Source organism: Plantibacter elymi (nom. nud.), assembly GCF_900177795.1.
Taxonomy (GTDB): Bacteria; Actinomycetota; Actinomycetes; order Actinomycetales; family Microbacteriaceae; genus Plantibacter; species Plantibacter elymi.
This window is the reverse complement of sequence record NZ_FXWJ01000003.1, coordinates 558,814-578,398: the sequence shown is the minus strand read 5'-3', so window position 1 is coordinate 578,398 and position 19,585 is coordinate 558,814. Positions and strand designations below refer to the sequence as shown.

Genomic DNA, 19,585 nt, shown 5'->3' with positions numbered 1-19,585 from the left:
CACGTGTCGGATCCTTTGGGGGTGTCGATATTACCCAGCGCGGAGAACGGACCACTAGAGCTCCAGACCTCCCCCAGACGAAGTCTGATGCGGCGGATGAGCTTCGTTGGAGGCAGCCTGCGAGCGTGGTTGGTGGACTCTCCGCGAGAGCTTCCGAGCGAGTTCGGCCAATCGGCTCCTCGAATCGACGGCCAGTGCGTCTACGGAGTGTTCGGACACGCCCGACTCCCGTGCCTGTTGGCGACTATCGCGGAGCTCCCGAAGGTACCCCGCGGCTGGGTCCTCGTCCGGAGTCCAGTCGATGAGGCGGGGTGGCTCTCGCCAGCTCGAAGCTGTGGTCGACGGTGCGGGTTCTGGACTCGCAGGCACGGCAGCGACCGCAGCTTCGTGAACGTTGTCCAGCGGAAGGTACAAGTCCGGACGCCAGAGCGGCCCGCCGGTCTGCGAGAGGACCTGGTCGATGCTCTCCAGTTGTTCATCGATCACGGCATCTCGACCATTCCACGTTCCAGCCAAGACGTAGAACGTATCGAGCCACGAATCGGGATCGGGGTCGACGTCGAAGTAGGACGCCCCGGTGAACCGGAGGAGCAGATCCAGCTGTGCCTTGATGATTCTGCGTTGAATATCCTCCTCAGCCTGACGTGGGTCGCTGTGGGCGTCCAGGTAGAACGGACGGAGATCGCCGAGTCGCATTCCATAGCAATAGGCCCTCACCCACCCATGCTGAGCCTGGCTCAAGTCCGACGAGGGGCCGGTCTGTTCTTCGCTCATCCTGCGAGTCCCTCGCTTGAGTCGGTCAGGCTGGCTCGACGCCGTACGACACCGCGAACGACGAAGGGCGAGGCTCCGAGGAGCATCGTGGCGGCAGCGCCTGCGGCGAGGGTGGCGCCGTCGAAGCCGGTGCTCGCGAGCTGCTGTCCGGGGCGGTCGAGGAAGAGAGTCTGCTCACCCTCCTGCCCACAGACACCCTCGCTGAGTAGCACCTGCTTCGTGTCATCGGCATAGGTGCGCTCGATCCAGTTGACCCCGGTGCCCATATCGCGGGTGGCAGTGAATGTCGGCCCGGGCACATCCTTGCGGCCGTTGACCAAAATCGGCACCGACTCCGGCAGGTATTCGGTCGTGGCGTCGCAGACGGGCTGACCGTCGGTGATGCGGTAGGCGGTGAAAGTCTGCACAGCGGTGTCGGGGTAGAGGGCAACATCTTCGTGGTGGGCGGTGTCCCCGTACTGCTCTCCCTCCATCACCGACGGCACGGCCTTCGTCGTGACGCGGGGGATGACCGTGGTCTCGTCGGGCAGCCCGAACGCGTCGTGCCACGGTCCCTGCAGGACGGACTTGGTCGTGTCGGACTGCTTCTCGAGATCGAGTGACCAGACTGCAGTGATCGGCCCGTCGGCCTCGTCGGGGCGGGGGAAGCTGGCTTCCATGACGTCGCCGACCCCGTCACAGGTGGCGGTGGCCGTGCCGAGCGCCGGCCGCCCTTCCGGGACCTCAGGGAGGCCGCCCTCGCCGGGAAGCTTGGCGTAGATCGCGACGTCCCAGATGACTTCGACGCCTTCATCGTCCCGGTTGCGCCGCCAGGTGGTGCTGATGCTGTCGGGGGAGAGGTCGCAGGTTGCGTGGTCGATGATGGTGCCGCCGACGGGGACGAGGGTCCGCTGCATCTCGCTCGTCACGATCGGCTGGAAGATCGTCGAGGCGGTGATGCTGGCTTCGGAGGTGAACGGGATGGGGGAGCGGTTCTCGCTGCCGCGGGCGAGGCGCTGTTGACCGGGCGTCTCGTACATCCACGTCTCGGAGGCGTAGCCGCCGGGCGTGCTCCAGGAGCCGTCGGCGCGGATGTCGTAGTCCGCGATGCCGTCGGCGGGATCGCCGGTGATGTCGATGCGGGATCCGTTCCCGACTGCCACCGAGGTCGCGCCGGTGCTGGTCCCGTGTGCGCCGGTGAGGGTGAGCGTGCCGGTCGCCGCGGCGGGGTCCACGGTCACGTCGATGTAGCCGGTGGTGCCGTCGGTCATGGTGATGGTTGTGGTCGCCGTCTTCGAGCCGGCCGCGGCAGCCCAGTGCTCGCCGACCCATGCCCAGATGCTGTTGAACGCTGCAGTCACCGCAGCATCGTGGCCGTCGGCTTTCTGGCCGATGTAGTGGATGGCGCCGTCGTAGCCGGGGTGGTTCTGCGAGGTGAAGGCGTAGACGAACGCGGCGACGGCTGCCGCGGTGTCGTTGTCGGTGGTCTGCCCGAACTGGCCTCAGCCGAGCGGTTCATCGACGTCCCCGCCCGCGGTCGGTGCCGAACTGCTCGACGGCTCGGGGGTGAAGGTGACCGCGCCGGCCGGGTCGCGGGTCAGCACACCGGTGTAGGAGACGGTCGTGATGGGGAGCTCATCGTCGGAGAAGCGGATGCGGAAGGTCGACGTCGCGTGGTACTCGCCGTCGATCAGGGTGAACGCGGGTCCCGGCTCGCGGAACCACTGCGCGGTCACGGCCTCGCCGAGGGGTTCTGACAGCGACGCGGTCAGCTCCGCCGGGCAGGACGGCCCGACGAATCGCTCGGCTGCGCAGGCCGCTTGCAAGCCCTCGACGGCGGCGGCGAGTCCCGGTTCGACATCCGGCGTGAACGCCGGCGAGAAGCTGAAGTCGGCCTGGCCCTCGTCGCCCCCGAGGTTTGGGACATAGGCGGTGAACGCGTCCTCCGTGCCGAGGAGCTTCGTCAGGCCGGTCGGATCGTCGTAGCTCACGCCGTACGCGCCGGGGAGGAGCTGCAGTTCAGCGTCGTCCTCGGCGAGCGGGTACTCCAGCTGGTCGTTCACCGTCACCGTCGCAGCCGACTCGATGCCGCCGATCGTGATCGGGGTGTCGCCTCGCCAGCCGGTGATCTGGAGCTCCCCGTCCTCGCGATACACCACGAGTTCGAGCTTGCCGGGGGCTTCGGCGCCGTCGAAGGTGTACTCGACGGTCGCGGTGAATCGCCCGGCGTCGTAGCCCGTGGTCTCGACGATGCGTGCGTCGGTCGGCAGGGCGTCGGATGCGCGGTAGAAGTCGTCGTCGATGAACTCGTCGGGGAAGTCGATCGTGGTCAACGCTGCAGCCTTAGTGGCCTCGCCCGCTTCGAGGTGGGCGAAGAACTCCTCGACCAGCGCGGTGCTCCCGGAATCGTCCGTGTCGATCCCCCGTGCACATCCCGTGAGCGAGACGGCGATGGCGAGCACGCCGACGAGTGCTGTGCGTTTCCTCATGTCCACACGCTAGTGATCCCGCACGGCCGGGCATATGGGGACCGCTCCCCATCCACCGACCCGACCGTTCGCACATCCAGCGATGACCTCGTGCTCGTCCGAGCGTCATCTCCCTTGGGCGGCTCCATCAGCTTCACCCGGCTGTTGCCCTGGAACACCCAGGTCAGTGGCTGTTCTGGTTTTCGGGAGGCTCCTCGTCCGCCGCCGAAGCCGGTGCGGAGTCAGCCGTAGGATGACCGGATGGATGCACTCGCCAGAGCTACGGACGCACAGATCGATGCAGTCTGCGAAGCCTTCACGTCGGTGTCGTGGCCGCTCGGTCGCGACGACTTCACGGCACTCGCGGAGCGTCTCGGGTGGCAGCTCAAACTGGAGACGTCGAGCGGTGTCCAACACCGTTCCGGGTATCCGGTGAACCTGCCGACCGTTCGTTCGCTCGTCGCAGCTGAAGCGATCGCCCAGGTCGTGATCGCTGTCTCCGACAAGAGCGACGACCCCGGCGCGCTGCGGAGTGCCGCTCAGGCGCTGCAGTCGGCGCTGAGGGGGCACCTTGGTCAGCCCGCCGGATCCCAGGGCGGAGACCCTCACTGGGAACTGGCGAACGGCGGCAGGATCTGGCTCAAGACGGTGCCCAAGAAGGTGCTGCTCGTCGTCGAAGGGCAGCGGTTCGCCGACGTGGAGCGGGCCGAGGAGCGGCTGGGCATCGACCCCGGCCGCACGCCGGGCATCGATGACGACACTGACTGAACCCGTCAGGTCGACTGCGGCGTCATGACGACCCGTCCGCCGGCCTGATGAACACGCTCGCGATCGCGGTGAGGAGGATGAGCCCCGCGGCGATGACGAGGCTGAGTTGCAGCCCGGCGATGAAGCCCCTCGAGCCGGTGAGGAGCGCCCCGAAGACCGCGATGGCGACCGCACCGCCGAGTTGGCGGAAGGTGTTGAAGACCGCACTCGCGGTGCCGGCGCGCGACGCCGGAACGCTGGCGAGGACCACGGAGGTCACCGGCGGCATCGCCACGGAGCCTCCCGCGGCGGTGAAGCATGCGAAGACACCCACCCAGATCGGCGACCCCAGGTGCGCGGTGGCGACGGTGCCGACGAGGCCGACCACCATGAGGAGCAACCCCGCCACGATCGGGACGCGCACCCCGAACCGGTTGGCGATGGTGCCACTGACGATGTTGCCGACGACGGCGAAGAGGGCCGACGGGAGGAACACCAGGCCCGCGAGCAGCGGCGGCAGCTGGAGCTGCTGCTGTAGGAACAGACTCAGGACGAACACCGTCCCGAAGTTGCTCATCATGAACGCGAAGCCGACGGCGAGGGCGATGCGCATGCCGCTCGATCGGAACAGATCCAACGGCATCATCGGGTGCGCGCCCCTGGCCTGGATGACGAGGAAGCCAACAATGCCGACCAGCGCGACGCCGAGGCTTGCGACCACGACGGGACTGCCGAACCCGTCCGACCCGCCCTCGATGAGTCCGAACACCAGCGCCGTCGATGCGATGAGCCAGACGAACTGTCCGGCCCAGTCGAACGGCTCGGGCCGTGAAGGGGACGACGCGACCGTCCGGAGCAGCAGGAGCATCATGATGCAGACGGGCAGGTTGATCGCGAACACCAGTCGCCAGTCGATGGTCGTCAACGCGCCGCCGAGGACCGGCCCGAGCGCGGTGGCGACCGCGCCGCCGACCGCCCAGACGCCCAGCGCGCGAGCGCGCTCGCGACCACCGGGGAACGCCTCACGGATGAGCGCCATGGACGCCGGCAGCATCAACGCCGCACCGGCGCCCTGCAAGGCTCGAGCGGCGATGAGCACACCGATCGACGGGGCCACCGCACACGCGATCGACGTGACGAGGAAGGCGGCGACGCCGACGCCGAACGCCCGCTTCGCGCCGAACCGCTCCGAGAGGTTGCCGGCGAGGAGCAGGAGGGCCGCGAACAGCACGGTGTAGGCGTCGATCACCCACTGCAGCGATGCCGTCGTTCCGCCGAGGTCTCGCGCGATGCTGGTGAGCGCGATGGTGACGATGAGGATGTCGAGGGTGATCAGGAAGAACCCGAGCGCAGCCAAGAGCAGCGTCAGGCGTTGTCGCGGCTTCCGGTCTTCGCGGTCGTCGAGGCCGTCGTCCGAGGTCGGTGATGACACCCGGTGTGCTGCCGCGTTCCCATGGTCGATCTGCATCCCTCGATCACACACCACCGGCGACGAAGCAGGGATACTCCGCCAGGGCACGTCTCAGGGCGGCCCGAGCACGGGAGACGCTGCCTGCCTGCCCGGACGGCCTCCACGAGGGCGGGGATGGGTGTCCTGCAGGAACACCCCAGCCCCCGAGGCCGCGTCATATCGTTGTCGGCATGGACAATCGAGACGAGGTGCGCGAGTTCCTGACGACCCGTCGGGACCGACTCACGCCCGAGCAGGTGGAGCTGCCTGGCGGAACGAACCGACGCGTGCCGGGGCTGCGTCGCACCGAGGTCGCCATGCTCGCCGGGGTGAGCGTCGAGTACTATTCGCGTCTCGAGCGCGGGAACCTCTCGGGGGTGTCGGAGGCGGTCCTCGACGCGATCGGCACCGCACTGCGGTTGGACGACGCGGAGCGCTCCCACCTCATGGACCTCGCTCGGGCGGCGAACGAATCGCCGATCCGGGCCCGCCGACGGTCTGCGCCGGCCGGCGTGCGGCCCGGTATGCAGCTCGCCCTCGACTCCATCACCGCGGGCCCGGCGTTCGTCCGGAACGGCCGGATGGACGTCCTCGCCGAGAACGCGCTCTTCCGCGCGCTGTACGCCGACCTCTACGCGCTCCCCGAGCGCCCGGTGAACCTGGCTCGGTTCGTGTTCCTGCACCGCGACCTCGCGGAGGCGTTCTATCCGAGCTGGTCGACCTCGGCCGATATCAACGTCGCGATCCTTCGCACCGAGGCGGGGCGCAACCCGCACGACCGGGCACTGCAGGACCTGGTGGGTGAGTTGTCCACGCGCAGCGAGGAGTTCCGCGTCCGTTGGGGCGCGCACAACGTCCGCCATCACACGTCCGGCGAGAAGGTGTTCCATCACCCGGTCGTCGGCGAGCTCCGCATGATCTACGAGGCGATGGAGCCGATGGACCAGCCCGGCCTGAACTTCCTGATCTACAGCGCCGAACCCGGCTCGCCGAGCGAGGAGTCACTCAAACTCCTCGCCAGCTGGGCGGCCACCTCCGAACACGCCTCGCCCCACCACTGACCCAAGGAGCACCAAGCATGGAGTACACCCGCCTCGGAGCGACCGGGCTCCGCGTCAGCCGCCTCGCACTCGGCTGCATGACCTACGGCGATCCGAACCGCGGACTCCACCGTTGGACCCTGGACGAAGCGGCGTCCGCGCCGTTCTTCCGACAGGCGGTCGAGCTGGGGTTCACGTTCTGGGACACCGCGAACGTCTACCAACAGGGCAGCGGCGAGGAGTACGTCGGACGCGCGATCACGCGGTTCAGCCGCCGTGAGGACATCGTCCTCGCGACGAAGGTCTCGGGGAGGATGCATGACGGGCCCGGGGGATCGGGACTCTCCCGAACGGCCATCCTCGAACAGGTCGACGCGTCGTTGCGACGACTCGGGACCGACCACATCGACGTGTACTACGTCCACCGTTTCGACGAGGAGACGCCGGTCGAGGAGACGATGCAGGCGCTCGACGACATCGTCCGGGCGGGGAAGGTGCGCTACCTCGGTGCCTCCTCCATGTGCGCCTGGCAGTTCGCGAAGCTGCAGACGGCCGCAGCGGTGGGCGGGCTGACGCCCTTCGTCGCGATGGAGAACCAGTACAACCTGCTGAAACGCGAAGAGGAACGGGAGATGATCCCGATGTGTGCGGACACCGGCGTCGGCCTCACGCCGTACTCGCCGAACGGTAAAGGACGACTGGCGCGGCCGCGCGGCGCAGCCACGGACCGCTCGAACGTCGACGAGGTGGCGAAGGCGTTCGACACGGACGCCGACGGCCCGATCATCGACGCCGTCGAGGAGATCGCGGTCGAGCGAGGCATCCCGATGGCGCAGGTCGCACTGGCCTGGGTCTTGCGGAACCCGACGGTCGCAGCTCCCATCATCGGCGCCACCAAACCGGCACACCTCACTGATGCCGCCGCCGCGCTGGACGTGCAGCTGACGGACGACGAGGTCGCCAGGCTCGAATCCCCGTACGTGACGCAAGCGCCCTTCTGGTGGTGAGCGCCGCTCGGCCCGGGCGCCGGGGAGGGGGGGGCATCAGCTGATCCCGTCTGGTCGACTGCGGCGGTGCCGCTCAGAGCGTCGTGATCCGCAGGGTGCTCGCGTACCCGTCGACAAGCGCAACCGACTGCTTCCAGTAGGCGTCCTCGATCGCGGCGTCGACCTTCGCCTCCACGCTGCCGTGTCCGTCAGGCAGCAGGAGCAGGACGGTGCCTCGGCGGGTGCTGGCAACGGCTTGGGCACCCGGACTCGACTGGACGACACTGTCGATCAGCCGACTCACGAGATCGTTCGCGTGCGCCACGCCGTAGGCGTCTTTGACCACGGTCAGATCGACGATCTCGATGGAGTGGACCACGGAACCCGGGTGGTCACGATGGAGTGCCCAGAGCCGACGGACCGTCGTGAAGCAACCGGGTCCTCCGCTCGCCCGCCGGCTGGAGAGCTCTTCGATTCGCAGGAACACCAGGACCAACGTGGTGACGACGACGAACACCAGGTTGATCACCGTCGTGATCTCGGTGTTGAAATACCGCTCGAACACACCGCCACGGGGACCCTGGAGACCGAAGATGACGGCCCGCGCACCGCTGTAGGACCCGTGAAGTGCGTGCACGATGGTCATCGCCCAGCTCACTCGGAACGACCCGAAGAGACCCCTCCGCGATTCGACAGCGGTCAGCACGGCGAAGAGGCTCAGGCTCAGCAGTTTCGGGACGACCCCCGCCCAGTTCGGACCTCGGGACTCGGGCAGGAACGTCAGGATCATGACGATCAGCACCACCGTGACGACCAGCCAGAACCGGATCCGTCGGCCGTTGAACGCCTGGCAGCCCAGCCAGACGAATCCGACAGCGCCGACCATGGCGCCGTTCCCCAACGCCACGACCAGGGGCGGATGCCCCAGCCCCGTCGCGGCGAGGTAGGAAGCGGTGCACAGGACGGCGAGCATCGAGGCGGTGAGCCAGAGGTTGATGTACCGCCCGGAGAGCGACCGACGGCTGTCGACGACGAACAACAGGGCGCACGACCCGGCGACCAGCACGGATACGGCGAGCAGCACGAAGGTCTCGGAATTCATCGGTCCTCCGCATCGTCGCGCCTACCGTTTCGCCAGCACTCTAGTCCTCCCGCAGCCTTGGCCGTCGAGGCTCGATGGGTATCGCTCGCACGCTCACGGCAAGACAGCCGCGGGAACGGTCGATGACCGCCGGCCGTCCGTCGACGACCGATGTCTACACTCGTCGCATGGGCTTCTTCCGACGCAAATCCCAGCAGCCACCGATGTCACCCGCCGCGAGCGAGCCGGAGCCCGCCAAGGCTGAAGACCTCGACGACCTCGATGAGCGTGGATGGGACGCCGTCACGCAGGCGGTGTCGCAGCACTACCCGGGTGCCCGCGAGTTCCATGTCGCCTACTCGCCGGGACTGCACTTCGGGTCCGCTCTGCAGGGGTGTTCGGCATTGCCGGGCCCCGACCACTGGTTCTACGTCACCTACGGGCTCACCGAGCTGTGGGGCAAGGACTCCGACGATCCGACGACCAGCGGCTTCGGGTACGAGCTCACGATGCGCGTGCGCCGGTCTCCGGCGGACGAGACGCCGCCCCAGTGGCCGTACCGTGCGCTGATCGTCCTCGCGCAGTACGTGCGCAGCGGGCCGCAGGAACTGTGGCTGGGGGACCGGATCCGGCTCGCCGACGGCGTGACCGATGATCCCGACGGCGCGCTCACCACCCTCGCCGTCACCGCCGACCCGAAGGTCGTGCCCATCGAGACGCCGAACGGCCGGGTCGCCTTCTGGCAGGCCGTCGCGCTGACCGACACCGATGTCGAGGAGGCGAAGCGGTCGACGACGGACGAGGTACTGGAGCGTCTGGCGGCCGACGACCCGCTGCTGACCATCGACCCGGAGCGCCGCTGAGCCGTCAGGCCATCGGCCTCAGCCGCAGTCGCTCGCCAACAGACCGAAGACGACTGTGTCGGTCCACTCGCCCTTGCTCCACCAGTTCTGCCGGAGGTGGGCCTCGTGCCGCATGCCGACCCGCTCCGCGAGCCGCGCCGACGCCGTGTTCCGGCCATCCAGCTGAGCGGCGACCCGGTACATCCCGGGCGTGCTGAACGCGAGGTCCAGGACCGCACCGACGGCCTCGCTCGCGAACCCCTTGCCGCCGTGCGCCGGGTCGAGGACCCAGCCGATCTCGGCGACGCCCCGCTCATGGTCGGTGTACCAGAGCAGGACCTCGCCCACGGGTGCACCCTCATGCTCGACGATGAGTGCGAGCGCACGCGCCGGGCTGTCCAGGCCGGTGCGCTGAAGCCGCTCGGCACTCTTCGTCCGTGCGACCTCCTCCGTCCACGGCTCGTCGAGGAGATAGGTGGCGACGTCCGGCCGTCCGTAGACCGTGAGCAACCAGGAGACGTCCGACGGTTCGTGCAGGCGAAGGACGAGTCGGTCGGTGGATAGCGGGAACGTCGTGGGAAGGGAGGTACTCACGTCGATCAACGATACGAGATCACGCTCTGGAGCGCCGCTGAGCCGTTACCGGCGCAGGTCGGTCAGCGCAGCGTCGGTGGAAGACCGCGCGAGATCCGCAGCTTCTGGGCCCGCCGCTCGACGACGTAGTACCGCCACGCGATCGGGGTGAAGAGCATCTCGAATCCGAGGAAGAACCACTCCACCGGACCGAGCGGGTGGTCGTCCGGGTTGCTCGCGAGGAGGCCGTTGGCCTGGGCGATCCCGACACCGATGAGGACGAGGATGAACACGTTGAGCACGGTCAAGAGGAGCGCGATGAACAACAGACCACCCGCCGAATTGACGGGTTGGACGATACTGCCCACGTCGCCCTTGTAGACGCCGTACTCCTCGGCGGTGAGGCCCCGGCGCTTCGCGTCCTCCGAGGACAGCTCGTCGTAGAACCCCTGCATCCGGGGCGGACGGGGTGCGCGGGGCGCGCGCGTCACCCGGGGTTTCGGCGGGGCACGGAAGAACCGGACGATCCCGAGGACCAGGACACCGAGGGTGAGGATGACACCGACGATCATCGTGAACGTGACCGCACGGATGGCCTCCCTGGGGGCGTCCACCGATCGCAGGGCGACGATGAGGAGCACCGCGGCGACGATGATGACGGGGATGGTCACGAGCGGTGCCACCCAGGTGCGGTGCCGACGCGTGCGAACCACGCCGAGGGTCGGCGTGTTGGTCGGCGGCCCGCCCTGAACCGCCGCCGACCACGTCTGCTGCGGCTGCATCGGCCCACCAGGCACCCACTGCGCTTGCCGGGCGGCCTGCCTCGACCGGTACTCGCGCTCGGCGCTGCGTGCGACAGCGAACCGCCACCATGCGGCGGGCGTCGCCGCGACCGCGAGGAACAACCACGCTCTGGACCCACCCGTCCCAGCCCGGTCGGCGATGAAGTCCCCGAACCCGGCGACCATGACGATCACCGACACGATCGTGAGCCCGATGGCGACCGCGAGCAGGACGCCGGAGGTCCGTCGAGGCTCCGGTTCATCGCCGGGGAGTGGGTTCACGTTGGCGCTCATGGATACAGTCTGACGCCTCTCCCGGCGCCAGGGCCCGAGGGTCCGCCTGCGCCGGGGACCTTTCGGACGGCCCACAGGTGCGGCAACATGGGTGGCGCCGACTCGCAGATCGTTGAAGGGGACCTCGTCCATGACCGCACCGCACCGCAGCCGACTCGCCCTCGTCTGGGGCTCCGGCCTCCTCGTCGCCGGCCTCCTCGCGGGATGCTCTGCACCGTCCAGCGGGGACCGCGACTCCGCGGCGCCGTCGTCGACCCCGACAGCCACGGCGACCGCCGATGCCGCGGACGGGCCCGCCGACTACACGACGTTCTGCGCGGCCAACCGCGCGGCGGCGACCGCGAAGTCGGGCACCGTCGGCGAGGACCTCGAAGCCGTGCAGGCGCAGGTCACGACGATCCGCGACCTCCTCCCGCCGGACGACGTGAGCGCCGAGGTCGCAGCCGGCGCCGAGGTCTTCGCCACCGCCGCTGAGGAGACCGCCGCGATCCTCGCCGAGTTCCCGGCCGACAGCCTCGTCTCCGACGTCGGGCTCGACCCGAGGTTCACCGAGTCGCAGGCCGTGCAGAGCGCCGCGACCGACCCGGACTACCAGGCGTTCATCGCCTGGACCATCCAGACCTGCGGCTTCGACACCGGCGGAGAGTGAGCCGGTTCCTGCCCTGACGGGCGACACCGCCTGCCGACGCTGCCGCCGTCACCACGTCTGCGCGGTGATCGCCTCGGCGACCACTCTCACACCGAGCTCCGATCAGACTCCGACAACCCGGCGATCGCGGCCCGCACCGTCTCGCGGCCGCGAGAGAGTTCCTGCATCCGCTCCTCGATGACCTCGAGCTGCTCCCGCAGCAGGTCCACGCGCTGCGAGACGGGCATGGTGTCCCAGTCGCGCATGCGATCCCGCATCTCGTCGAGCGAGAAGCCGGCCGCTCGACCCGCCTGGATCAGTTCCAGACGCCGCACGGCGCTCGGCCCGTAGTCGCGATACCCGTTCGCTCGCCGTTCGACCTGCCCGGGGCTGAACATGTCGCGCTGCTCGTAGAAACGGATCGCGGACGTCGCCAGACCGGTCCGTCTCGCCAGCTCACCGATCCTCACCGGAACCCTCCTTGACCTTCAAGTGACTTGAATCTCTAGCCTCATGGACGGAAGCCCGTTCCACAACGTCCTGAAGGGTCATCATGTCTCAACCGATCTTCGTCCTCGCCTCCGTCCTGTTCGGATGTCGACTGCTGCTGCTGATCGCCCTCCATGTCGTGCCCGGCGGGGTCCACCCCGTCCGCGACACCGTGAGCGACTACGCGGTCGCCGACTCGCGCACCACGCGGACCCTTGCGACCGTATCCTCCTGGAGCGCGGCTGCCGCCTGGGCGGCACTGGGCATGGGCGTGTTGACGGACGCGTCCCTCGGCGAGAGTCGGCTCGGTGTCGGCGGCTGGCTCCTCGTGCTCGGGGGTCTGCTGGCGGCGATGCCGTTCGTGCCGACGGATCGGACTGGTTCCTCGACGACAGCGGGCGGGAGGGTGCACCTCCTGTTCGCCGTCGCCTGGTTCACCCTCGGGTACTCGACCATCGGCCCGCTCGGACGCCTGCTCGGTGGAGCGCCGGGCGCCGTCCTGGGCGTCCTCGATCCGATCGCCGCCGTCGCGCTCGCCGCCCTCGTGGTCTCACTCCTGGTCCAGGCGCTTCGTCCGCACACCTTTGGCTTAGCCGAGCGCGCGTTCATCCTCGTGGTGACGGTCGCGCCGCTTATCGCGAGCGTCGGTCTCGCCGCTACCGGGTCTGGGCGATGATCGCCTCAGCGACCGTCTGCGCGCCGTCACCGGAGCTGACGGCGTAGAACGTCTCACCGACGATGAGGTAGAGCGGCGACCGCGGACCGTCCGTGCGGCGCGCGACGAGTGCCGATTCGCCGTCGACCGCGCCCTCGAGGGTGACCGGCTCGAGCGCCGCCGCCATGTCGGGCTGGGCTGCCAGCTCGTCGATGATCGTCGCGCCGTCGCGCACGACCAGGATGTCGGTGTACCCGAAGCCCTCTGCGAAGAGTTCGCAGCTGAACGCACCGACACGGGCGCTCGCCGCATCCTCCAGATCGCCGATCGGCTGGGCCCGCGGATCGATGACGGTGTAGGTGGTGGTGGCCTCGCCATATTGCAGCGCGGAAGCGATCCCGGCCTCGTCCAGCCCGCCGTCGCAGGTCGCGTCGCCTTCGCGTGGCGCGAGCGCAGGCCAGGCGAGCTGAGCCTCGGAGGCGGGCTCCACCGTCGAGAAGGTGGTCTCCGCCGCCGAGGCGAGGTTGTCGAGGACCTCGCCCGCCGGCGTGCCGTCGAACCGGCTGCCGGTGGACGTCAGTCCGGAGGCGGTGATCGACAACTCGACCCAGGCCGAGCCGACGGGAGCGGACACGCGCCACCCGGTCTCGCCCGACGCGGTCGTCGCCTCGACACCGGCGATCGTCCTCGTGTCCTCGGACGGTGTGTCGCCGGCGTAGGGCGGTGCCCAGTCGTCGGCAGCACCCGGCAGGATCTCGATCGAGAGGTAGGCCCAGTCACCCGCTCCGTCGCCGATCATCTGCTGACCGGTGCCCACCCGCCAGGAGCATGCGAGCCCGCCGGCCGCGGTGAGGACCGCCAGATCCACGGCGTCGGACGGTTGGACGGCCTCGACGACGTCCGTCGGTTCAGCGGCGAGGACGCCGGCGACGGTGTCGAGCGATGCGAGGTCGCTGCACGCGAGGAGGTCGGCCGACGCCGGGGTGCTCGGTGCATCGGAGGTCGGCGACGCGTTCGGCGTCGCGGACGATCCGCACGCCGACGCTGACAGCACCACCATCACGGCGAGTCCCGCACTGATCCCGACCGACCGCATCCCCGCACCCCTGATCCCCATGCGCCGAGACTATCGGTGGCGCGCGTCGTCCGCTTCCGAGGGAGGATGGAAGCGGTGTCGTGCCGATGCCATCACCGAACCGAGGAGTTCTTTGTGACCACGACCCGTCGCGCCCTGATCCTGATCGACGTCCAGCAGGAGTACTTCGCCGGTCCGCTCGCGATCCAGTACCCGCCGCGCGACGAGTCGATCTCGCGGATCGCGGACGCCATCGATGCGGCGACCACGGCCGGGGTGCCCGTCGTGGTCGTCCAGCACTCATCCGGCAGCGGGGCCCCGGTCTTCGACCCTGACACGAGCGCGTTCGAGCTGCACCCCGAGGTCGCCCGCCGGGTGCAGCCGTCCTGGAAGGGCGTCGTGAAGCAGTACGGTTCGGTCTTCGCCGGGACCGAGCTCGAGGCGTGGCTGCGCGAGCAGGGCGTCGACACCGTCACGCTCGTCGGGTACATGACGAACAACTGCGTCATCGCGTCCGCGGCGGGCGCCGAGGAACTCGGTATCCAGGTGGAGGTGCTCTCCGACGCGACCGGCGCGATCAACCTCGAGAACGCGGCCGGGTTCGTCGACGCGAAGACGGTCCACACGACCCTCATGGCGCTGCTCGATTCGAACTTCGCCGCGGTCGCGACGACCGCGTCCTGGACGCAGGTCCTCACGGACGGCACGGCGCTGCCGAAGGACGACCTGGTGTCCTCCGCCACGCGCGGTGCGGGTCGCGGGTAGCCTCCCGCCACCGATCAGTCGGTGACGGCGACGTCCCTGAGGTCGAGGTGCTCGCTGACGAAGTCGGTGGGGAAGCCGGTGACCCCGTCGCGCACGACGGTGAGGGTGATCCCGGTGTAGAGCCAGTCTGCGGCGTGGTCCTTCGAGACCAGCGCTGCGGCTTCGCGGAGTCGTTCGTCCGCGACCTCGGGGTCGGTCGCAGCCCTCGCCTCGGCGACCAACGACTGCACCGTCGGGTTGTCGTAGCCGAAGTAGTAGTCCGGGTCCGCCCAGTGCCGGACGTCGCGTGCCTCGACGTGGTTCACGAGACTGAGGTCGTAGTCGTGGTTCGTGTAGACGTCGTTCAACCACGTGGGGAACTCGACGCTGTCGACCGTGAGGGTGACGCCGATGGCCTTGAACTGCGACACCAGGACGTTGGCGGCGGCGGTGCCGTAGTGGTTCGGGACGGTGAGCGTGAGTGCGAGGTCCTCCTGGCCGGCCTGGGCGAGGAGCGCCTTCGCCGCTTCCGGGTCGTAGCTCACGACGTCACTGAGGTCCTCGTAGCCGGGGTCGAGCTCCGGGATCGGTCCGTACTGCAGGGCCGCGGCGCCACCGACCGCTTCGACGATGGCGGAGTGGTCGATCGCCGTGCGGAGCGCCTGGCGGACGAGGGGGTCGTCGAGCGGTGCGCGCTGGTTGTTGAAGGCGAGGGTGTACTTGTCGGTCGTCTTCCCCTCGACGATCGTCAGGCCGTCGGCACGCTCGACCTGGTCCCGCAGGTTCGCGTCGAGACCGATCTGCACGTCGACCTCGCCCGCGAGGGTCGCGTTGACGGCCGAGGACGCATCGGGGATGTAGCTGAAGACGACCTCCTTCACCTTCGGAGCGTCACCCCAGTAGTCGTCGTTCCGCTCGACGGTGATGCTGTCGCCCTGCTTCCACGACGCGAGCGTGAACGGCCCGGTGCCGTTCGCCGTCGTCGACAGGTCGTTGTCCGCCCCGGCCTGGAGGACGAGCCCCGCACGACCCGTCAGCGCCCACAGCAGGTCGGAGTCGGGGGAGCTGAGCTGCAGCCGGACGGTCCGGTCGTCGACCGCCGTGACGGTCTGCAGCTGCTCCAGGTCGAGGTGGTCGACGAACGCCGCGTTCTGCTGCACCTGCGTGAGCGAGTCGACCACGTCGGTGGCGGTGAGTGAAGCGCCGTCGTGGAAGGTCACACCGTCGCGAAGGACGAAGGTGTAGGTGAGCCCGTCGGCACTGACCTCGTGGCGCTCGGCGAGGGTGTCGACGATCTCGTTGTCCGTCGTGCGCGAGACCAGCCCCTGGTAGACGTTGTCGATGAGGACCTGCTCGAGTGCGACGCCGGAGGTCGTCCGGATGTTCAAGTCCGACGGCTCGAGGACGAGGCCCACGCGGAGTGTCGCGTCGGTGTCCGCGGCCGGTGTCGTGGCGGGGCCCGCGCAGCCGGAGAGGACGAGGAAGGAACCGGTGGCCGCGATCACGGCGGTGAGTAGGTGACGACGCAGTCGGTGACGGGGCATGGGGAACATTCTCGCGGATCCCGGCACCAGCCCGAGCCGGGTCAGTCCGAGGCGTCGTCCGACAGCGAGCCGCTGATGACCGCGAGCGTCGCCGACTGGGCGCGCTGCGCACGATCGCCACGTCGGCCCACGAGCAGACCGACCACGGATTCCGTCACGAGCATGATGGCCGCCCGGGAGGTGTGCACGAGTTCGTCCCGGAAGGTCGCGTCGATGGGAGCGACCACGAGCGCGACATCGGCGAGTTCGGCGACGGCCGAGCGCGGGAAGGAGGTGATCGCGAGGACGGTCGCGCCACTCGCTCGAGCTGCCGCGGCCACGTCGACGGACGCCCGGTTCGCGCCCGAGCCCGACAGGACCAGACACGCCGCGCCCGGGCCGAGATGGGTGGCGGCGATCTGCTGCCCGAGCGTGTCGGGCAGGTACTCGGCCGGTCGGCCGGCCGAGATGAGCCGCATCGCCAGATCGGACCCGAGCGGTGAGGAGAGGCCGTTCGCCGCGATGAGCAGTCTCGGCGCCTCGTCGAGCACGCGGACGAACCGTTCGAGCGTCTCCTCCGTCATCGCCGACGTCGTCTGGCCGAGGCGACCGGCGAAGTGGTCGACGGCCCCGCGGAGGGTGCCGAGCATCGTGTCGTCACCATCGTCGCGGGCGGTCGGTGTCCCGAGCGCGACCTCGCGGGTGAGGGCGACGCGCAGCTGCGGGTAGCCCTCGTACCCGAGCGACTGCGCGGTGCGGATGACGGTGGCGCGGCCGACACCGGCGAGGTCGGCGACCTCCTGAGCGGTGCGCTCGATGCTCGCCTCGATGTCCTCGGCCACCGTCTCGGCCACGCGGCGTTCGCTCGGCTGGAGCGACGGCGCGAGCATCGCGATCCTGGCCGTCGGCGGGGCGTCAGCGGACCCTGTCCACATTGCGGCTCCTCGTCGTGCGGGCGGGAAGGGCGGTACGGGTGGTGCGGGCGACGCCGGGGCCCCGGGTGACCCGGCGTCGGATGGCACCCGAGATCGCGTCCATCGTCATGGTCACGACGACCACCACGATCAGCAGCATCCCGACTGTATCCCACTGGCGATAGTTGGTGTAGTTCGCCAGCATGCTGCCGATCCCGCCCGCGCCGACGAGCCCGAGGACCGCCGAGGTGCGGATGTTGATCTCGAACCGGTAGAGCGCGAGCGACAGCAGTGCCGGGGCGGCGGCGGGCCAGAGCGCCCAGCGCGTCACCTCGGCGGTACCGCCACCGGCCGCGCGGACGGCCTCCGAGGCGCCCTCCTGCACGGACTCGATCGTCTCGTAGACCCACTTCCCCTGGGTGCCGATGCCGGCGATCCCGAGGGCGAGCGCGCCTGTGAACGGGGTGAGCCCGGTGATCGTGAGCAGGATGAGGGCGATGATCACCTCCGGGACCGCGCGGATGACGGCGAACACCCCGCGCATCGGCAGCCGCAGCCAGACCGGACCGACCGACCCTGCGGCGAGCATGCCGAGCGGGATCGACACGAGGACGCAGAGGATGGCCCCGATCCAGGCCATCGAGATCGACCGCCACATCTCGGTGAGGGCCCGCGGCAGCTTCTCCCAGTTCGGGCTCTCGAACATGAGCCCGCCGAAGTGCACGAGCTGCGCCGGGACGGTGCCGAGGTCGCGCCAGTCGATCGGCAGGCCGGCGGTCGCGGCGATGACGACGATCCCGACGGCGACGGCCGCGATGGTCGGGACGAGTCGAGAGGGACGGCGGGGGAGCACGGGGTTCGGATCGTTCGCGGTCATACGAGTCGCCTCCGCAGCAGGTTGGACGCGACCTCGATGAGCACGACGACGACGAGGATCTCGAGGACGATCACCGAGACGTCGTCGTAGGCGTAGAACGCCCGCCGTTCGTCGAGCAGCCGACCGATGCCGCCGGCACCCACGATGCCGAGGATGGCGGAGATGCGGACGTTGAGCTCCAGGGTGTACAGCCACTGGTTCGCGAACAGCGGCCAGACCTGCGGGAGGACGGTGACGCGGTTGATCTGCGTCTGCGTCCCACCGGCGGCCTTGCCGGCCTCGATGTACGGGTGGTCGGCCGAGTCGATCGCCTCCGAGACGAGTTTGACGATGATGCCGAGGTCGAAGAGGAAGAGCGTCAGGAGGCCGGGCAGCGCACCGACGCCGACCATGGCGACGAGGATGGTCGCGTAGACGAGGTCGGGCACCGCTCGGATGACGTTGACGATCGCGCGCAGGATGCGACGCGACAGACCGTTCGGGTTCGTCGGGGCTGCCGCCCACAGCGTCAGCGGGACGGACAGCAGCGCAGCGGCCACCGCACCTACGAGCGCCATCTGCAGCGTCTCCAGCATCGGTTGCACCGTGCGGGGTAGGAAGGCGAAGTCGGGTTGGAAGAGCTGGAGGAGCAGCCCGGATCCGTTGTCCCAGTGGGAGATGAGCGCGCCGAAGTCGAGCTGCACGCCGCCGATCGCAGGGAGGCAGGTGGCGATCGTGAAGGCGGCCACGGCCCCGATGATGAGGGCGGTCCGCAGCCGGGTGCTCGGCCTGGGCGGCAGCTGCCAGTCGGTCCCGGACGGCAGCTTCACGTCGGTCCCGGTCGCCGTCATCGGTCGAGCCGATCGTCGGGCTGGATCGGGCGACCGTAGATCCGCTCGAAGTCCGCCTCGGTCGCGTCGGCTGCGGAGCCGTCGTAGACGAGTTCGCCGTCGCGGAGCCCGATCATGCGCGTCGTGTAGGTGCGCGCGAGGTCCATGAGATGGATGTTCACGAGCACCGTGAGGCCCGTCTCGGTGTTCACCCGGCGCAGGTCGTTCATCACTGTGTGCGCGGTCGGCGGGTCGAGGCTCGCGACGGGCTCGTCGGCGAGCATGACGCTCGGCTGCTGCGTGAGGGCGCGGGCGATCGCGACACGCTGCTTCTGCCCGCCGGAGAGCTGCGCCGCGCGGGTCCAGACCTTGTCGAGCATGCCGACCGACTGGAGCGAGCGCAGCGCGAGCTCCCGGTCGGTAGCCGTCGTCAGGCCGAGGACGTTCCGGTACGTCGGGGTGCTGGCGAACCGGCCGACGAGCACGTTGCGGTACACACTCGTCCGGTCGGCCAGGTTGAAGCCCTGGAAGATCATGCCGACGTGCCCGCGCAGACGACGCAGCTGCCGGCCGCGCAGACCGGTGACGGTGTGCGGCCCGACGGCGACGGTCCCGCTCGTCGCCGGCACGAGGCCGTTGATCGTGCGGATGAGCGTCGACTTGCCGGAGCCGGAGAGCCCCACGACGGAGACCATCTCCCCGGCGGCGATGTCGAGTGAGACGTTGCGGAGCGCCTTCGTGCCGTTCGGGTAGGTGACCGAGACGTCGTCGAGACGGATGGACCACGACGCGGAGGCCGCGAGCTGGGCTCGGGCCTCCGCGCGATGCTGATCAGTGTTCATGCACCGGATTCCT

The 19,585-nt window shown here is 69.2% G+C and carries 21 protein-coding genes; 7 read left to right on the top strand and 14 right to left on the bottom strand.

The window, feature by feature from the left end:
- Window positions 1–54: 54 nt before the first annotated feature.
- The 3 genes from CCK91_RS12110 to CCK91_RS12100 form a co-directional block, all read right to left on the bottom strand.
- Entirely contained in the window at window positions 55–774 is a 720-nt protein-coding gene (locus tag CCK91_RS12110) for a hypothetical protein (RefSeq protein WP_086474211.1), read from the bottom strand.
- Window positions 771–2,114, bottom strand: a complete 1,344-nt coding sequence (locus CCK91_RS12105; RefSeq protein WP_086474210.1) for a hypothetical protein — start codon at window positions 2,112–2,114, stop codon at window positions 771–773. The genes CCK91_RS12110 and CCK91_RS12105 overlap by 4 nt, the downstream gene beginning before the upstream one ends.
- 141 nt (window positions 2,115–2,255) lie before the next feature.
- A complete protein-coding gene (locus CCK91_RS12100) occupies window positions 2,256–3,242 on the bottom strand; it encodes a hypothetical protein (protein ID WP_086474209.1) in 987 nt (328 codons plus the stop codon).
- Window positions 3,243–3,482: 240 nt separating this feature from the next.
- On the opposite strand from CCK91_RS12100, the gene CCK91_RS12095 reads away from it, so the two are divergent.
- A complete protein-coding gene (locus CCK91_RS12095; protein WP_086474208.1) occupies window positions 3,483–3,989 on the top strand; it encodes a DUF6301 family protein in 507 nt (168 codons plus the stop codon).
- A gap of 22 nt (window positions 3,990–4,011) precedes the next feature.
- Here CCK91_RS12095 and CCK91_RS12090 read toward each other — a convergent pair whose 3' ends face one another.
- Window positions 4,012–5,436: an MFS transporter gene (locus CCK91_RS12090; protein WP_086474207.1), complete on the bottom strand. Its 1,425-nt coding sequence runs from the start codon at window positions 5,434–5,436 to the stop codon at window positions 4,012–4,014.
- Between the two features lie 173 nt (window positions 5,437–5,609).
- Here CCK91_RS12090 and CCK91_RS12085 point away from each other — a divergent pair, with 173 nt between their 5' ends.
- Window positions 5,610–6,479: a helix-turn-helix transcriptional regulator gene (locus CCK91_RS12085; protein WP_369821896.1), complete on the top strand. Its 870-nt coding sequence runs from the start codon at window positions 5,610–5,612 to the stop codon at window positions 6,477–6,479.
- Between the two features lie 17 nt (window positions 6,480–6,496).
- A complete protein-coding gene (locus tag CCK91_RS12080) occupies window positions 6,497–7,465 on the top strand; it encodes an aldo/keto reductase (RefSeq protein ID WP_086474206.1) in 969 nt (322 codons plus the stop codon).
- A gap of 73 nt (window positions 7,466–7,538) precedes the next feature.
- Here CCK91_RS12080 and CCK91_RS12075 read toward each other — a convergent pair whose 3' ends face one another.
- On the bottom strand, window positions 7,539–8,546 hold the full coding sequence (locus tag CCK91_RS12075) for a hypothetical protein (RefSeq protein WP_086474205.1): 1,008 nt from the start codon (window positions 8,544–8,546) through the stop codon (window positions 7,539–7,541).
- 167 nt (window positions 8,547–8,713) lie between these two features.
- Between CCK91_RS12075 and CCK91_RS12070 the strand changes: the two genes are divergently transcribed.
- Complete coding sequence (locus tag CCK91_RS12070; RefSeq protein ID WP_165767035.1) at window positions 8,714–9,388, top strand: suppressor of fused domain protein; 675 nt, start codon at window positions 8,714–8,716, stop codon at window positions 9,386–9,388.
- Window positions 9,389–9,406: 18 nt separating this feature from the next.
- On the opposite strand, the gene CCK91_RS12065 is transcribed toward CCK91_RS12070, so the two are convergent.
- Both CCK91_RS12065 and CCK91_RS12060 read right to left on the bottom strand, forming a co-directional pair.
- Window positions 9,407–9,961: a GNAT family N-acetyltransferase gene (locus CCK91_RS12065; protein ID WP_242664526.1), complete on the bottom strand. Its 555-nt coding sequence runs from the start codon at window positions 9,959–9,961 to the stop codon at window positions 9,407–9,409.
- Between the two features lie 62 nt (window positions 9,962–10,023).
- On the bottom strand, window positions 10,024–11,016 hold the full coding sequence (locus CCK91_RS12060) for a hypothetical protein (RefSeq protein WP_086474202.1): 993 nt from the start codon (window positions 11,014–11,016) through the stop codon (window positions 10,024–10,026).
- A gap of 130 nt (window positions 11,017–11,146) precedes the next feature.
- On the opposite strand from CCK91_RS12060, the gene CCK91_RS19665 reads away from it, so the two are divergent.
- Window positions 11,147–11,665: a hypothetical protein gene (locus tag CCK91_RS19665; RefSeq protein ID WP_086474201.1), complete on the top strand. Its 519-nt coding sequence runs from the start codon at window positions 11,147–11,149 to the stop codon at window positions 11,663–11,665.
- A gap of 86 nt (window positions 11,666–11,751) precedes the next feature.
- On the opposite strand, the gene CCK91_RS12050 is transcribed toward CCK91_RS19665, so the two are convergent.
- Complete coding sequence (locus tag CCK91_RS12050) at window positions 11,752–12,114, bottom strand: MerR family transcriptional regulator (protein ID WP_086474200.1); 363 nt, start codon at window positions 12,112–12,114, stop codon at window positions 11,752–11,754.
- 83 nt (window positions 12,115–12,197) lie between these two features.
- Between CCK91_RS12050 and CCK91_RS12045 the strand changes: the two genes are divergently transcribed.
- Window positions 12,198–12,809, top strand: coding sequence for a DUF998 domain-containing protein (locus tag CCK91_RS12045; RefSeq protein ID WP_086474199.1), 612 nt, complete (start codon window positions 12,198–12,200; stop codon window positions 12,807–12,809).
- Here CCK91_RS12045 and CCK91_RS12040 read toward each other — a convergent pair.
- The gene (locus tag CCK91_RS12040) at window positions 12,790–13,905 is read right to left on the bottom strand and encodes a hypothetical protein (RefSeq protein ID WP_133059985.1); all 1,116 of its coding nucleotides are present in this window, start codon (window positions 13,903–13,905) and stop codon (window positions 12,790–12,792) included. The genes CCK91_RS12045 and CCK91_RS12040 overlap by 20 nt on opposite strands.
- Before the next feature lie 93 nt (window positions 13,906–13,998).
- Here CCK91_RS12040 and CCK91_RS12035 point away from each other — a divergent pair, with 93 nt between their 5' ends.
- Window positions 13,999–14,628, top strand: a complete 630-nt coding sequence (locus CCK91_RS12035) for an isochorismatase family protein (protein WP_086474197.1) — start codon at window positions 13,999–14,001, stop codon at window positions 14,626–14,628.
- A gap of 14 nt (window positions 14,629–14,642) precedes the next feature.
- Here the strand turns inward: CCK91_RS12035 and CCK91_RS12030 are convergent, their stop codons facing one another.
- The 5 genes from CCK91_RS12030 to phnC are packed head-to-tail and all read right to left on the bottom strand — an operon-like array spanning window position 14,643 to window position 19,572.
- Window positions 14,643–16,151, bottom strand: a complete 1,509-nt coding sequence (locus CCK91_RS12030; protein WP_086474196.1) for an ABC transporter substrate-binding protein — start codon at window positions 16,149–16,151, stop codon at window positions 14,643–14,645.
- Between the two features lie 41 nt (window positions 16,152–16,192).
- Window positions 16,193–17,065, bottom strand: coding sequence for a MurR/RpiR family transcriptional regulator (locus CCK91_RS12025; RefSeq protein ID WP_086474195.1), 873 nt, complete (start codon window positions 17,063–17,065; stop codon window positions 16,193–16,195).
- The gene (gene phnE / locus CCK91_RS12020; protein ID WP_086474194.1) at window positions 17,046–17,921 is read right to left on the bottom strand and encodes a phosphonate ABC transporter, permease protein PhnE; all 876 of its coding nucleotides are present in this window, start codon (window positions 17,919–17,921) and stop codon (window positions 17,046–17,048) included. The genes CCK91_RS12025 and phnE (CCK91_RS12020) overlap by 20 nt, the downstream gene beginning before the upstream one ends.
- Window positions 17,918–18,751 (bottom strand): phosphonate ABC transporter, permease protein PhnE, encoded by an 834-nt coding sequence (gene phnE / locus CCK91_RS12015; RefSeq protein WP_086474193.1) that lies wholly within the window; start codon window positions 18,749–18,751, stop codon window positions 17,918–17,920. The genes phnE (CCK91_RS12020) and phnE (CCK91_RS12015) overlap by 4 nt, the downstream gene beginning before the upstream one ends.
- A complete protein-coding gene (gene phnC, locus CCK91_RS12010; RefSeq protein ID WP_086474192.1) occupies window positions 18,748–19,572 on the bottom strand; it encodes a phosphonate ABC transporter ATP-binding protein in 825 nt (274 codons plus the stop codon). The genes phnE (CCK91_RS12015) and phnC overlap by 4 nt, the downstream gene beginning before the upstream one ends.
- Between the last annotated feature and the right edge of the window lie 13 nt (window positions 19,573–19,585).